Source organism: Chloroflexota bacterium (genome assembly GCA_020850535.1).
Lineage (GTDB): Bacteria > Chloroflexota > UBA6077 > UBA6077 > JACCZL01 > JADZEM01.
The window spans coordinates 24,122-37,497 of sequence record JADZEM010000206.1 but is presented as its reverse complement, the minus strand read 5'-3'; the positions used below and the strand labels follow the sequence as shown (position 1 = coordinate 37,497).

Sequence of the window (13,376 nt, the reverse complement as noted above, 5' to 3'; positions counted from 1 at the left end):
CCGCGCGCCACACTGACGCGCTCAGGATCGGCCATCAGTCCGCCCGGGGAATCTGGGGGAACGGTACCCGAACGGCCGGCATGCCGCCAACCGCCGCTACACTCCCGACCAGTGCTACGCTCCCGACGTTCGGACGGCCCGAGGTTCCGGGGATGGCCTGCGGTTCAGCGTCTCGCGGGCTACGAACGCCACCAGCAGCGATGACACGAGGTGGAGCGGCGCAAAGATGGCGAACGCCATGCTGGCGCTGCTCAGGCCGGCGATCAGGCCGCCGAGGATCGGCCCTGACAGCGAACCGACCTCGCCCACCGAGCGGCGGAACGCCTGGATCGACCCTCGGGCGTCAGGCGACACGATGTCGTAGGTGAACGAGGTCATCGTGCCGATAGCCAGCCCGGCCGACAGGCCCATCAGGACCGAGGCAACGGCCAGCCCGAGCGGCTCGGTCGAGACAGCGTACCCGACGAACGATGCGCCAGCCAGGGCGGCGGCCGGCACGACCGCCGCCTTCCGCCCGATCTTGTCCGAGATGAAGCCGGCCGGCACGATCATCAGCATCTGCACCAGGCCGGTCAGCCCGAACAGGTAGCCGACGTCCGACGCGGTGTACCCGAGGTCGGAGACCACATGGACCGGCAGCAAGCTCTGAACGCTGGTGCTGCGGAGCATCGCGCAGAAGGTGGCGAACATCACCACCTGAAAGGTCCGCAGATAGCCGGGCGCGATCGTCGAGAACGGCGAGCGTCGGCCGCCCCGAGGCGGCTCGCTCGATTCAGCCACCCGGGGGCGCGCCGAATGTCCGGCCGACCGCGGTGACGGGCGGTACGTCCAGCCAATCGCGCCAACGGCGACGGCGAACAGCCCGGCTGCCATGAACACCACGCCGTAGCCGAACAGGTCCGCCAGGCGGCCGCCCAGCACCGGACCGACTGTCGCGCCACCGGCCGAGACGCCGAAGAAGGCGGCGATCACCCGGCCGCGCTGCTCGGCGCGGATCGACTCGACGGCGGCGATCTCGCGGCCCAGGCTCCAGATGCCCTCGCCCGACCCGACCAGGGCCTGCCCCACCAGCACCAGGGAGAACCACGGCGTCAGGACGGTGCAGGCCAGCCCCAGCACGACAATCGATGGGCCGAGCACCATCGCGAAGCGCCGCCCGTAACGATCGACGATGTAGCCGGCCGGGAAGAGGCAGGCCACCCGACCGATCAGGTACGCCGTCACGCCCTGAGCGGCCACCTCTGGCGCCACGCCAAACGACCGCGCCACGATCGGCAAGGTTGGCAGCAGCATGCCCATGCCGAAGCCCATCAGGACGGACGGCAGGTAGATGCTGACGATGATGCGCCCGAGGGGCGAGAGCCTGATCGTCATGAGCGGGCCATCCCGGACATCGGAGCGCAGTCACCTCCACACCTGAGCACAGCGACGCCCTCCAGCCTCACGTCGGCGGGAGGGCGTCAGCACGCACGACAACGGAGCGAGATCGCAGAAGGGCGGGCTGCCGCGTCACCCGCCGGCCGGCGCCCGAAGGATTCGGGCCTAGCCCTGCCACTCCTTGGTGCCGCCCCAGATCGTCTCCAGGTTCTGCGCGGCCCACGGGATCTTCCCTCGCACGCTGTCTCGCACTTCCTCCATCCGGGCCTTGCCGCCAGCCTTGTGGAGCTTCTTGCCGATGTTCCGGACCTCGGTCGCCTGCGGGCTGGTCGGCGAGATGCCCCCGTCAGCCTTGACGTCCGGCACATCGTAGAGCGTGAGCAGCTGCGAAAGCGCGACCTGCGGATCGCCGTCGGCCGAGGAATCCTTACCACCGCCAAAGAGCTTGCTCAGGAAACCCATCGGTCCCCTCCCGATCCGAGTGTGTGCCCGAGCATGGTGACAACGTGAAGCCGGGGTCCGGACCGCTCGGAGCGGAGGGAGTATACTCCGCGAGCGCACAGCCTCAACGGGGTTCACGCTCAGCATGCAGATTCTGGTGACCGGCGCGTCCGGGTTCATCGGCCGCCATGTCGTCGCCGAGCTTGCTGGTGCGGGCCATACGGTCACCACGCTCCACCGCGGCGGGCCGCTCCACCTTCCTGACGGATCGACGCTGGCGCACGTTCAGGCCAGCGTCCTCGACCCGGCCGCGCGCGCGGCTGCGTTGCGCGTCGAAGCCATCGTCCACCTGGCCGGGCGCGGCGACGTGCAGGCCTCGTTCCGGGAGCCGCTGGCCTACAGCACGCTGAACGCTGGCGGGACCGCCGCTATCCTCGACGGCGCGCGGGAGTCGGCCGCCCACGTCGTCCTGGCCTCGACCCAGCGCATCTACCGTCCGACCGACGCCGTCATCCACGAGGACGCGGCCATCGCGCCGACTGACCCGTACGCCTACACCAAGCTGGTGGCCGAGCAGTGGTGCCGGATGTACGCCGAGCAGCTTGCGACCCCGACAACCGTTGTCCGCCTGTTCTCGGTGTACGGCCCGGGGCAGGTGGGTCAGGGAAACAGCGGCGTCGTCAGCATCTTTCTGAATCGAGCCCGACACGGCGAGACGTTGGCCGTCCACGCCGATCAGCAGCGCGATCTGACCTGGGTAGGCGACGTGGCGCACGGGATCAGGCTGGCTCTCGAGCGTCCGCCGACCGCCAGCCGGCCGGCACGGGTCTACAACCTCGCCACGGGCATCGGCACGACGCTCTACGGGCTTGCACAGATGGTCTGCGCGGCGGTCGGCTCGCGCTCGGAGATCGTGCCGCCGGCCGCGCGCTCCGACGAGGGCGACCGCGTGGCGGATATCTCGCGCGCGCGCGCCGAACTCCGGTACGCTCCTGCGGTCACGATTCAAGAGGGCATCGCCCGCCTCGCCGCCCAGGACACTGCATCCCGATGACCGCACAGATTCTGCTCAAGGCCCGACCCACGGCCGCTCAGTTGGCAGACCGTCTCCAGACGCCTGGCCTGGACGGGCTCGAACTCTACCTGGACACCGTCGATCTCGCGTCAGACGCGGCAATGGACGCCGTGGTTGGCAATCTGGACGCGTGCGGTCTTCCCGCCGAGTTCGTGCTGCTGGTCGAGGGGCCGATCCGCTCGCTGGACGGCGAGTTCTTCGATCTGACCCGCGACAGCGACGCCGACCGGGAGCTGTCACGGCGATTGATCTCGCTGGCGCAGCGAATCGGGGCGCGCGGCGCGAACGTGCACGCCATCGCGCCTGACGCCAGCCCTGCCAGCCTGACACTTGAAAACCGGTCGCTGCTGCTGGCGCGAGCGCTCGGTCCGACATGCTACTTCGCGGAGCAGGCCCTTGGCGCCGGCATCGTGCCGACGCTGGAGAACATGCCGCCGATCCTTCGGATGCGCGAGAGCGGCTACTTCTACTCGGCCATCGGGATGCCACCGCAGGACATGACCGAGCTTGCGCTGGCTGTCCCGGGCGTCAAGGTCATCCTGGACACCTCGCACGCCCAGCTCTACCTGAACGTGCGGCGGGGGATCGACGAACCGGTGCCGGGACAGGATCTTGGTCCGCTGCGGGCTTTCGTGCGAGACGCGCCCGGCGTGGACTCCCTCGACGCGTACCTGGACGCTCTCGGCGAGACGGCCATCGCCTGCCACCTCGCCAACGCCGGTGGGCTGCTGGGCGAGGGCCTTCCCTACGGCGAGGGCGACATCGACCTGGACCGGCTGCTGCCTCGGCTGGCCGAACGCGTCCGATACATCGTCACCGAGACGCTGGAACCCGACAACAACTGCGCTGACCTGATGCGCGAGGCCCGGAGTCGCGCGCTGGTGGCCCTGGGACGTTAGCTGATGCCGCTGCTCGATCCAACCCGACTAGACCCCGCTACCCTGCTCGGCCGCGACGAGCTGCCACTCGACTGGTCGGTGGCGAAGCGCGAGCTGGCCGGCGCACGCGTGCTGGTCACCGGCGCGGGCGGATCGGTCGGGGCGCGACTGGCCGAGATGCTGCTCGATCTGGGGCCGGCCCACCTGACGCTGCTCGATCACCACGACCATGCGCTCTTCGCGCTCCGCCGGCGGCTGGACGATCTCACCCGGGACCGAACTGATGCGCCGACCTGGAGCCTAGCGCTGGCCGACATCCGCGACAGCGCCCGCCTGACCCGCGTCTTCGACGCTGCCCGTCCCGACGTGATCTTCCACATGGCGGCCTACAAGCACGTGCCGTTCGGCGAAGAGTTCCCGGAAGAGACGTTCGGCGTCAACGTGCTGGCGACGGACCAGATCCTGAAGCTGGCGGTCCGGCGCGGCGTCACGCGGCTGGTCTATCCGTCGAGCGATAAGGCCGTGAACCCACCCAGCCTCTACGGCGCGACGAAGCGCCTGTCGGAGACGCTCGTCGGCGTGGCCGCCGCGACTGCTGGGCGGCAGTTCGTCGCGATCCGCTACGTCAACATCCTCGGGACGCACGGGTCGGCCATCGAGACGTTCGCGGCGCAGGTGGCCGAAGGGCAAGCGCTGACCATCACCGACCAAGCGATGACGCGCTACTGGATCAGTATGCCGGAAGCCGTCTGGCTGGTCGTGCAGGCAGCGGTGCTCGGCAAGCCCGGGTCGGTGATGATGCTCGACGTGCCGGACGAGGTGCCGATCCTCGACATCGCGCGCCGCGTCGAGCGACTGGTTGCGCCAGACGGTGAGCCGCTGCCGATCCGGGTCACGGGCCTGCGCCCGGGGGAGCGTCTCCGCGAAGAACTGCTGAGCGAGCACGAGACGTTCGAGTCTGGGCCATGCGGCGGCCTGCTGGAGGTCGTCAACCTGCGCCGCGAGGAGAACCTCGCCAGCGTGACCGACCATGTCGAGCGGCTCCGACGGCTGGCGGAGGACGGCGACGGCCCCCGCCTCAAAGCCGCCGCGATGAGCGCCGCCCGCGAACTCCAGTAGATCCGGTCGAACCTGCCATGCGTCAATCGCATGCTGTACACTGGCGTTCGTGCAGGAGCGAGGCGGCCCCCGGCGATTCGACGTTGCGTCACGGACGCTGATCGACAGCGATCCGGCCGGCTGGCTGACCTGGGTCGGGCTGCCGGTGGACGGCCCCGTCAGCACGATTGAGTCGGACGTCTCGACCGTCCTGGCCGTTGTGGACAAGGTGCTCCGCGTGGACGGGCCGACGCCCTGGCTGGCCCACCTGGAGGTGCAGGCCAGTCGCGACCGATTCCTGCCCGTCCGGCTGCTCCAGTACCACGCCCTCCTGCTGCACCGACACGACGTTCCAGTCGCGACGACGGTCGTGCTGCTACGGCCCGAAGCCAACGCTCCCGAGCTGACGGGCACGTTCGAGCAGCGCGGCCCCTCGGGCGATCCGACGATTCTGTTTCGGTACGGCGTCGTCAGGCTCTGGGAGCGTCCCGTTGACGAGTTGCTTGCCGGGAGCTTGAATGTCGCGCCGCTCGCGCCACTGGCGGCATTTCATCCCGACCGGCTCGCTGACGTGCTCGACCGCCTCGACGAGCGCTTCTCGAGAGAGTCGCCGTCACCGTCGCTGACGGACGAGCTCTGGGCCGCAACCCTGCTCATGATGGGTGTACGGTACACTGAAGAGCAGATACGCGGACTGAGCGAAAGGGTGCAGCGCATGCGGGAGTCCGTGACGTACCAGATGATCGTGAACGAGGGCATCGAGCGCGGGATCGAGCAGGGCATCGAGCGCGGTGAGGTGCGCGGGGCGCGGCGAATTCTGCTCGGCCTCGGCACCCACAAGTTCGGCCCGCCGGATCCGGAGACCAGCGAGGCTCTGGAACGGATTGAGGATGTCGCGGCCCTCGAACAGCTGGCAGAGGGTGTGCTCGACGCATCATCGTGGCCAGAGCTGCTGGCGAGATCGTCCCAGTAGCCTGCTGGCGAGCGGCATGGCAGACCAGGACAGGCCGCGGCGTGCGACGACCCGTCGCTGACCGGTACAGTTCGGCGGCATGGTCACCCTCTGGATTGTCGCGGTTGCGGCGCTGGCTGTTCTGACGAGCTACGTGGTAGTCGGCCTCGCCGTTCGCCACGCTGAGAAGCTTGGCGCCATCGACGTTCCGCGCGCTGGCGAGGTGCAGGTCCGAGCGGTTCCGCGCAGCGGCGGCTACGGGATGCTGGTCGCCGTCTGGCTTGCCGTGGGGTTTGCCGTGTTCGCGCGCCCCGCTGAGATCCAGGCCGCGCCCGGCGACGACTGGAAACTGCTGGGCGTGGTGCTGGGCAGCCTGCTCGTCATCCCGCTGGCGATGATCGACGACGCCAAGCGGCTCGGAGCGGCGGCGCAGTTCGGCGGGCAGTTCGCCATCGCCGCGATACCGGTCCTGTTCGGACTTCGCATCGAGAGCATCGCCTCGCCGCTCGGCTCGGCCGTCGAGCTGCCGGCCTGGCTCGGCATCCTGCTGACCCTGCTCTGGATCGTCGGGATGATCAACGCCATCAACTTGATCGACGTAATGGACGGGCTGGCGGGTGGGATCGCGCTGATGGGCGCTGGCGTGCTCTTCTTCCGCAGCCTGATGTTCGGGCAGTACACCATCGCCGTGCTGCCGCTGGCGCTGGCCGGCGCGACTCTCGGCTTTCTGCCGCACAATTTCCACCCGGCCCGGATCTTCATGGGCACGTCCGGCTCGGTGTTGCTCGGCTACTGGCTGGCGACGATGAGCGTGATCGGCGGGGCGAAGGTCGGCACGGCGTTCGTGGTGTTGGGCGTGCCGATCCTCAACACGGCCTGGGTGATCGGGCGGCGGGCGCTGGCCGGACGGTCGCCGTTCAAGGGCGGCGACAGCGAGCTGCTTCCCCAACGACTGCACGCCCTCGGCCTGAGCCAGCTACAGAGCGTGATCCTGCTCTACGCCATCTGCGGCATCTTCGGATTGCTCAGCCTGACGTTGCACGCGCCGCTGGAAGGGCCGTACCTGACCCCCCCGATGACCAAGCTCTGGCTGAGCATCGGCATGGTGGCGGTGATGGGCGTGGTGCTAGCAACCGTCACGTACCTGAGCGTCAAGCAGCGGCAGAAGACGATCCACAAGCTGTAAGCAAGCCAACAGCCATTGGCACCACGGTGGGCGTACACTGCCCGGAGGGAACGTAACGCTCGCCGACGGCGTCGTGTCGACCAGGCGTCGGACCGCGAACGATCGCAAGACGTACACCCATGGGCCGGCCGATCCGTTACTGCTGAACGATGCATCGCCTTACTCGCCTGCTCCTGCCCGCGATCCTGGCCCTGACGGTCGTCGGGTGGCCGCTTGCTGCGCCGACGCTTGCGGCCCCACCTGAGCTGCTGTACCTTGCCTTGGGCGACTCCGTACCCTCTGGCGCAGACCTGTCTGACGGGATCGGGTATCCGTACCGGCTCGGGCAGCGCCTGGCCGACGCCAGCGGCCGGCCGGTCCGCCTGCTGAACCGAGCGCGGGCCGGCGAGCGCAGCGACGGCGTGCTGTCGAGCCAGATGGACGATGTCCGAGCGATTCAGCCCGAGCTGGTCAGCGTGACCGTCGGCGCAAACGACTTCCTGGTTCCCGCGTTCGAGTGTGCCTCAGCCACGGTCGACAAGAACCCGCAGACGCGTTGCGACGGCATGACGCTCTTGCGCGCGGTGCCCCAGTACGAGAGCAACCTCCGCGCGATCCTTCACCGACTCTTCAGCGAGACGGGCGCGACGATCATCGTCACGACCTACTTCAATCCGTTCCCGCGCGGCTCGGCCTGCGCGCCCGGCACCACCGACGCCGCCCTGCGCTTCCTGAACAGCACCATCTCGGATGTCGCGGCCGAGTTTGCGCCACGCACGATGGTGGTCGATCTCGCGCCGCTCTTCAAGGGGCACGAGGGCCGCGAGCCGACCGGCTGGTTCTCGCAGAGTTCGCTGCGGGTCTCCTGCACGGACATCCATCCGAACGCCGACGGCCACGACGCCATCGCGACGGCGATCTGGGGCGGCCTCGCACCCCGCCTCGCCCTGGCTCCGTAGGCCCCGCTCCGCTACCAGGGCAACGCCGCCAGCCCCTCCACAGACGGCAGCGCGGCGCGGAGTTTCTTCAGGCGCGCGGCGGCCAGCATGTGCTCTTTGCGGGCGCGGCGGATCGCGCTGGAGACCTGGCGCGGCGCAGTCCCTCCCAGAATGTCGCGAGACTGAACAGAGGTGCGCGGCGTGAGCGGCGGCAGGCCGTCCGACAGCAGCGCGTGGTACTTCGCCAGCTCGCTGGCCGGCTGCCGCGTGAACGACGCGCCGAAATCGCGCACGATGGCCCCGACCACCCCGTGCGCTTCGCGGAACGGCAGGCCTGAGCGCGTCAGGTAGTCGGCCAGATCGGTGGCCAGCAGCAGCGGATCGGAGACGGCGGCGCGCAGGCCCTCAGGCCGAACCCGCAGCGTGGCGACCATCTCGGCGGCCAGTTGCAGGCAAGTCTGCACGTCGTCAACGGCCCGGAAGTACCCTTCCTTGTCCTCCTGCATGTCCTTGTTGTAGGTCATCGGCAGGCCCTTGAGGGTCACCAGCAGCTGCACCAGCGTGCCGACCGCCCTGCCTGACTTGCCACGGATCAGCTCGGCGGCGTCGGCGTTCTTCTTCTGGGGCATGATGCTGCTGCCCGTCGAGTAGGCGTCATCCATCTCGATGAAGCCGAACTCGGCGCTGCTCCAGAGCACCAGCTCCTCGCCGAGCCGCGACAGGTGCACCGCCATCAAGGCCATGATCGACAGGTGCTCGACCACAAAATCGCGGTCCGCGACGGCGTCCATGCTGTTGCCGGCCACCCGGCTGAACCCGAGCAGGCCGGCGGCGTACTGGCGATCCAGCGGGTACGGCGAGCCGGCCAGCGCGCCGGCCCCGAGCGTCAGCTCGTCCATCCGCGCGAGGCAGTCTTCCAGCCGGCTGACATCCCGCTTGAGCATCTCGGCATAGGCGAGCCAGTGATGGGCGATCAGGACCGGCTGGCCGCGCTGGACGTGGGTGTAACCAGGCAGGATCAGGCCACGGTCGCGCTCGGCCCGGTCGATGAAGGCGGCCTGGAGCGCGAGCGCAGCCGTGGTGCCGTCGCAGATGGCGGCGCGGCTCCACATCCGGAGGTCGTTGGCAACCTGGTCGTTGCGGGAGCGGGCGGTGTGCAGCCGCCCGGCCGCCGCGCCGATCATCTCGCCCAGCCGCCGCTCGACGAACGTGTGGATGTCCTCGTCGTCGGCATCGGCCGGGACGCCGCCCGCCGCGCCCAGCTCGGCGTGCAGCCTGACCAGCCCGTCGACGATGGCGCGGGCGTCTTCGGCCGGGATGATGCCCTGCCGGCCCAGCATCCGGGCGTGGGCGATGCTCCCGATGATGTCCTCTTCGTACATGCGTCGGTCAACGGGAAGCGAGTCGTTGATCGCCTTGAGGCCAGCCGCCTGGGCCTTCGTGAAGCGGTGCGAGTAGAGCGTGGCGCCGCCCGCTCCTTGCTGTGAGTCAGCCATCAGGCGTCTGAGCCTCCCTCATCGTCGGCGCGCTGGCCGGCTGCCAGGCGCATCAGTTTGTCAGTCGCGCCCGCGCCCAGCAGCAGCTGCGAGCGGGCCTGGTTGGTGACCGCCATCCCGGCGATCTTGATGAACCCGGCCGACGCCTCGCGGTCGAACTGGTCGCCCTCGCCGTAGGTGGCCAGCGCTTCGTTGTACAGCGAGTGCTCGGCCTTCCGACCGACGACCGCGCACTTCCCCTTGAACAGCTTGACCCGGACCGCGCCGTTCGCGAAGCGCTGGGTCGAGGCGACGTAGGACATCAGATCCTGGGTGTGCGCGGAAAACCAGAACCCGTTGTAGATCAGATGGGCAAGCTCGTTGGAGACGTGCTGCTTGAACCGCATCTGGTCCCGCGTGAGCGTCATCGTTTCGAGGGCGGCGTGCGCGTCGTGGAGGACGGTCGCGGCCGGGCACTCGTAGATCTCGCGCGACTTGATCCCGACGTAGCGATTCTCGACGTGGTCGATGCGTCCGACGCCGTGCGAACCGGCCAGGTCGTTGAGCCGTTCGACCAGGGCCGGCCCGTCCAACTCGTCGCCGTCAAGCGCGACCGGGATGCCGTTCCGGAACGCGATCTCGACGTAGCTTGGCTCGGCCGGCGTGTGCCGCTCGTTCATCGTCCAGGCGTACACATCCTCGGGCGGCTCGGCCCACGGATCCTCAAGAATGCCGGCCTCGATGCCCCGCCCCCAGAGGTTCTGATCGACGCTGTACGGGCTGCCGATGGTCACCGACACGGGGATCCGGTGCCTCTGGGCGTAGAGGATCACGTCCTCGCGCGTCCAGCCCCACTCCCGGACGGGGGCGAGCGTTCGAAGCTGTGGCGCCAGCGCGGCGATGGACACCTCGAAACGGATCTGGTCGTTGCCCTTGCCGCTGCACCCGTGCGCGATGGCGGTTGCGCCCTCCTGGAGCGCGTAGTCCACCATGATCTTGGCGATCAGCGGGCGGGCGAGCGCCGTGGCGAGCGGGTACTGTCCTTCGTAGATCGCGCCAGCCTGGAGGCTCGGCCAGACGAAGTAGTTGACGAAATCGGTCCTGGCGTCGTGGACGAACGCCTTCGTCGCGCCGATGCGGAGGGCCTTCTCCTGAATCGCTTCGACGTCGCGCTCGTTCCCGATGTCCACCGTGACGCAGACCACATCGACGTCGAGTGTCTCGCGCAGCCACTGGATCGCAACCGAGGTATCGAGTCCGCCCGAGTACGCGAGGATGACCCTGTCCATGCGCTGACCGCTCCCGAGCGGGAAGGATGCCGCACGGGAGCAAGCAGCGCAAGTGAGGAGCCGGGAAGAGCACGTCAGCCTGAAGAGCATGTCCTCTGAAGAGCATGTCGCCCTGAGGGCACGTCTTCTGGAGAGCATGTCATCCTGAGTGAAGTGAGCTTGCGAACGCAACGAAGGACCTCACCCGCTGTCCGTCAAGCCCGCGTCATACACCGATCCCCGTGTTCGTCGGCTCCCGCTGTCCGTCAAGCCCGCGTCAGCGGGTGAGGTCCTTCGCTTCGCTCAGGATGACAAGGGTACATCGCGCTCGTGCAATCAGCTCCGCAACTGTCTACTTGAAGTAGTACGTCTCGGGGTGCGCGATCATCGGGTTGTCCGAGACGGCGCTGTTCCACATCCGCTCGGGGACGTTCCCCAGGGTGTTCTTGACCACGCGGACGCCCTGCGAGGCCGGCGAGTTCGACACGATGCCGATCAGCCACAGCTCGTCCAGCGAGATCTTCATCGCCTCCTTGCCCATCCGGATGCGCTCGGTGTCGGGCTGGCCGGCCGCCTTCCGGTAGATGTCCATCAGCTCCTTCATCCGGGCCGGCGGCTCCTTGCCCTGCGCGCCGGCGCTCTGGAACCACACGCCGTAGAGCGGCCCAATCGGGCTGTTGGTGGTGTACGGGAAGAAGAACGGGTTGTGGCCGAAGATGTTGTCGGCACCCCACTGGGTGTCGAAGTAGATCTGTGTCTCGTTGTTCTTCAGGCGGGTGTCGGTCAAGCCGCGCTCCTGCTCCACCACGTCGCCCTGAATGCCGACCTTCTTCCAGTGCTGCGCGATCATCTCGGCGATGCGGGTGAACGGCAGGAACCCGACGTACGCTGTCATCTCGATCCGCAGCCGCTGACCGTTGTCCGTCCGCAGGCGGTACCCCTCGGCGTCCTTCTTCGTCAGGCCGAGCTTGTCCAGCAGTTCGTTCGACTTGTTGACGTCCAGCGTCGAGTGCAGCGTGCGGAACTCCGGTCCGGGCGAGAACAGCGTCTCATCGCCAGGGGCCGCCGACCCGATCTGACCCAGGCCCAGCACGAACGCCTCGTCGATCTGCGCGCGGTCGATGGCCTGCGAGAGCGCGATCCGGAAATCGCGGTTCGTCAGCCACTTCGCGACCTCGGGATCCTTCTCGTAGCTCTGGTTGCAGCAGAGGGCCACGTCCGCGCCCTGGGCCGACGGGTCCAGCCGGACGGTGTAGTTGCCCTTCTGCTGGTTCTCCAGCAGCACCGGCAGCTTGCCGATGTCGATGTGGCGGGCCTGCTCGTCGTACTCGCCGGCCACGGCGCGCAGGTTGGCGACCTCCAGGTTCTCGGCCAGCGTCATCTGGACCTTGTCGATGTACGGAAGCTGGTTCCCCTCGGTGTCCACCCAGATGCTGTACGGGTTCCGTTCGAGCGTCCAGGTCGGCGTGGTGATCGGCGTAGCCGTCTTCCAGGGCGTCAGGACCGGCAGCTCCTCGTTGCGGCAGGCGTCGTTGCGGTTCTTGAACAGGAGCACCCAGCCGTCAAACTTCATGTCCGTGGCGAGCTTGTTGACGGCGTCCTGACCGGCGTACTTCGGGTGGAACTGCTTCAGATAGTGCGCTGGCGCAAAGCCGCCCTGATTTTCACGCCCGAACCGCGCATGGTGGCCGATACCGAGCACCGCCGCCAGCACCGTCGGCAGCGCGAAGTACGGCTCCGGCGCGACAAACCTGACGGTCGTCTCGTCGCCCTTCTCGATCTTGATCGGTTTGCCGTTGATCGACATCGCGCCCATCGGCGTCGGGTTCAGATCCTTGTTCTGGTACACATCCTCGAACCAGAAGACGAAGTCGTCGGCGGTGAACGGCGTCCCGTCTGACCACTTGTGGCCCTTCCGCAGGAAGACCGTGGTGACCTTGCCGTCCTGGCTGACCTCCCAGCCCTTCGCGATGTTCGGGACCAGCTTGGTGCCGGTGTAGTCGAAGAAGAGGATCTTGTCGTTCTGCGCCGCACGATGGCCGTTGGAGGTGTCGAACGGGCCGGTGAAGCCGCGCCGCCAGGTGCCGCCGTACTTGCCAGTCTCCCGCAGCGGCTTGACCACCAGCGGCTCGGTCGGGAGGCGCTGCTCGACGGGCGGCAGCTTGCCGGCCTTGACCAGCTCCGCGAGCATCGGCGCCTCCTTGAACGCCTTGGGCGTCTGCCCGGCATCGAGGACGACCGTCGCCCCCTCGAGCTTGCCGATCAACTGTGCGCCCGGCTTCTGAGCGGCGCCACTCGGGGCGGGAGCTGCAGCGGCGGGCTTGGCCGCTTCCGCCGGCTTGGCGGCCTCAGCCGGCTTCGCGGCGGCCGGCGCGGTGGTCGGAGCCGCGGCTGCCGGCTTGGCAGCCTCAGCCGGCTTGGCCGCTTCGGTGGGCTTGGCAGCCTCGGCCGGCTTGGCCGGGGCAGCAGTCGGCGCAGGAGTTGGGGCCTGCGGCGCGCAGGCCGCTGCCAGCGGCACGGCGGCGAGCGTCACCACACCCGCGCGCAGAAAGAGACGGCGAGTAACACGGCGTCGTGTCGTCGAGACGGTCTCGGGGGACTCACGGCCACTCATGGCGTCGTGCCTTTCCTCTCTCCACCGTTGGAGAGGCGAACGCTCGGTGTCCAATGCCGGTCCTGACGGCGGCCACACTGCCGCCCCGCGTCGAG

General features: G+C 68.5%; 11 protein-coding genes. 6 read left to right on the top strand and 5 right to left on the bottom strand.

Features of this window, described 5'->3' with window-relative positions; all coding sequences use genetic code 11:
• Window positions 1–114 precede the first annotated feature (114 nt).
• Window positions 115–1,374: an MFS transporter gene (locus IT306_29110; GenBank protein MCC7372508.1), complete on the bottom strand. Its 1,260-nt coding sequence runs from the start codon at window positions 1,372–1,374 to the stop codon at window positions 115–117.
• A gap of 168 nt (window positions 1,375–1,542) precedes the next feature.
• Window positions 1,543–1,839, bottom strand: a complete 297-nt coding sequence (locus IT306_29105; GenBank protein MCC7372507.1) for a hypothetical protein — start codon at window positions 1,837–1,839, stop codon at window positions 1,543–1,545.
• A 124-nt stretch (window positions 1,840–1,963) separates the two neighbouring features.
• On the opposite strand from IT306_29105, the gene IT306_29100 reads away from it, so the two are divergent.
• The 6 genes from IT306_29100 (at window position 1,964) to IT306_29075 (ending at window position 7,945) form a co-directional block, all read left to right on the top strand.
• Window positions 1,964–2,872 (top strand): NAD-dependent epimerase/dehydratase family protein, encoded by a 909-nt coding sequence (locus tag IT306_29100; GenBank protein MCC7372506.1) that lies wholly within the window; start codon window positions 1,964–1,966, stop codon window positions 2,870–2,872.
• Window positions 2,869–3,792, top strand: coding sequence for a TIM barrel protein (locus IT306_29095; protein ID MCC7372505.1), 924 nt, complete (start codon window positions 2,869–2,871; stop codon window positions 3,790–3,792). The genes IT306_29100 and IT306_29095 overlap by 4 nt, the downstream gene beginning before the upstream one ends.
• Window positions 3,793–3,795: 3 nt before the next feature.
• Entirely contained in the window at window positions 3,796–4,890 is a 1,095-nt protein-coding gene (locus tag IT306_29090; GenBank protein MCC7372504.1) for a polysaccharide biosynthesis protein, read from the top strand.
• A gap of 49 nt (window positions 4,891–4,939) precedes the next feature.
• On the top strand, window positions 4,940–5,842 hold the full coding sequence (locus IT306_29085) for an Rpn family recombination-promoting nuclease/putative transposase (GenBank protein ID MCC7372503.1): 903 nt from the start codon (window positions 4,940–4,942) through the stop codon (window positions 5,840–5,842).
• A 79-nt stretch (window positions 5,843–5,921) separates the two neighbouring features.
• Window positions 5,922–7,007, top strand: a complete 1,086-nt coding sequence (locus IT306_29080; protein MCC7372502.1) for an undecaprenyl/decaprenyl-phosphate alpha-N-acetylglucosaminyl 1-phosphate transferase — start codon at window positions 5,922–5,924, stop codon at window positions 7,005–7,007.
• Window positions 7,008–7,156: 149 nt separating this feature from the next.
• The gene (locus tag IT306_29075) at window positions 7,157–7,945 is read left to right on the top strand and encodes an SGNH/GDSL hydrolase family protein (protein MCC7372501.1); all 789 of its coding nucleotides are present in this window, start codon (window positions 7,157–7,159) and stop codon (window positions 7,943–7,945) included.
• 11 nt (window positions 7,946–7,956) lie between these two features.
• Here IT306_29075 and argH read toward each other — a convergent pair whose 3' ends face one another.
• From argH to IT306_29060, 3 genes are all read right to left on the bottom strand, one after another.
• Window positions 7,957–9,420: an argininosuccinate lyase gene (gene argH / locus IT306_29070; GenBank protein ID MCC7372500.1), complete on the bottom strand. Its 1,464-nt coding sequence runs from the start codon at window positions 9,418–9,420 to the stop codon at window positions 7,957–7,959.
• Window positions 9,420–10,688, bottom strand: coding sequence for an argininosuccinate synthase (locus IT306_29065; GenBank protein MCC7372499.1), 1,269 nt, complete (start codon window positions 10,686–10,688; stop codon window positions 9,420–9,422). Before IT306_29065 ends, argH begins: the two co-directional genes overlap by 1 nt.
• Before the next feature lie 331 nt (window positions 10,689–11,019).
• Complete coding sequence (locus IT306_29060) at window positions 11,020–13,281, bottom strand: ABC transporter substrate-binding protein (GenBank protein MCC7372498.1); 2,262 nt, start codon at window positions 13,279–13,281, stop codon at window positions 11,020–11,022.
• Window positions 13,282–13,376: the final 95 nt, after the last annotated feature.

What these genes read in the sequence shown, in the direction of transcription:
- argH (MCC7372500.1), bottom strand. Translation starts at nt 9,420, where the DNA reads ATGGCTGACTCACAGCAAGGAGCGGGCGGCGCCACGCTCTACTCGCAC.
- IT306_29090 (MCC7372504.1), top strand. Translation starts at nt 3,796, where the DNA reads ATGCCGCTGCTCGATCCAACCCGACTAGACCCCGCTACCCTGCTCGGC.
- IT306_29100 (MCC7372506.1), top strand. Translation starts at nt 1,964, where the DNA reads ATGCAGATTCTGGTGACCGGCGCGTCCGGGTTCATCGGCCGCCATGTC.
- IT306_29110 (MCC7372508.1), bottom strand. Translation starts at nt 1,374, where the DNA reads ATGACGATCAGGCTCTCGCCCCTCGGGCGCATCATCGTCAGCATCTAC.
- IT306_29105 (MCC7372507.1), bottom strand. Translation starts at nt 1,839, where the DNA reads ATGGGTTTCCTGAGCAAGCTCTTTGGCGGTGGTAAGGATTCCTCGGCC.
- IT306_29075 (MCC7372501.1), top strand. Translation starts at nt 7,157, where the DNA reads ATGCATCGCCTTACTCGCCTGCTCCTGCCCGCGATCCTGGCCCTGACG.
- IT306_29065 (MCC7372499.1), bottom strand. Translation starts at nt 10,688, where the DNA reads ATGGACAGGGTCATCCTCGCGTACTCGGGCGGACTCGATACCTCGGTT.
- IT306_29095 (MCC7372505.1), top strand. Translation starts at nt 2,869, where the DNA reads ATGACCGCACAGATTCTGCTCAAGGCCCGACCCACGGCCGCTCAGTTG.
- IT306_29060 (MCC7372498.1), bottom strand. Translation starts at nt 13,281, where the DNA reads ATGAGTGGCCGTGAGTCCCCCGAGACCGTCTCGACGACACGACGCCGT.
- IT306_29080 (MCC7372502.1), top strand. Translation starts at nt 5,922, where the DNA reads ATGGTCACCCTCTGGATTGTCGCGGTTGCGGCGCTGGCTGTTCTGACG.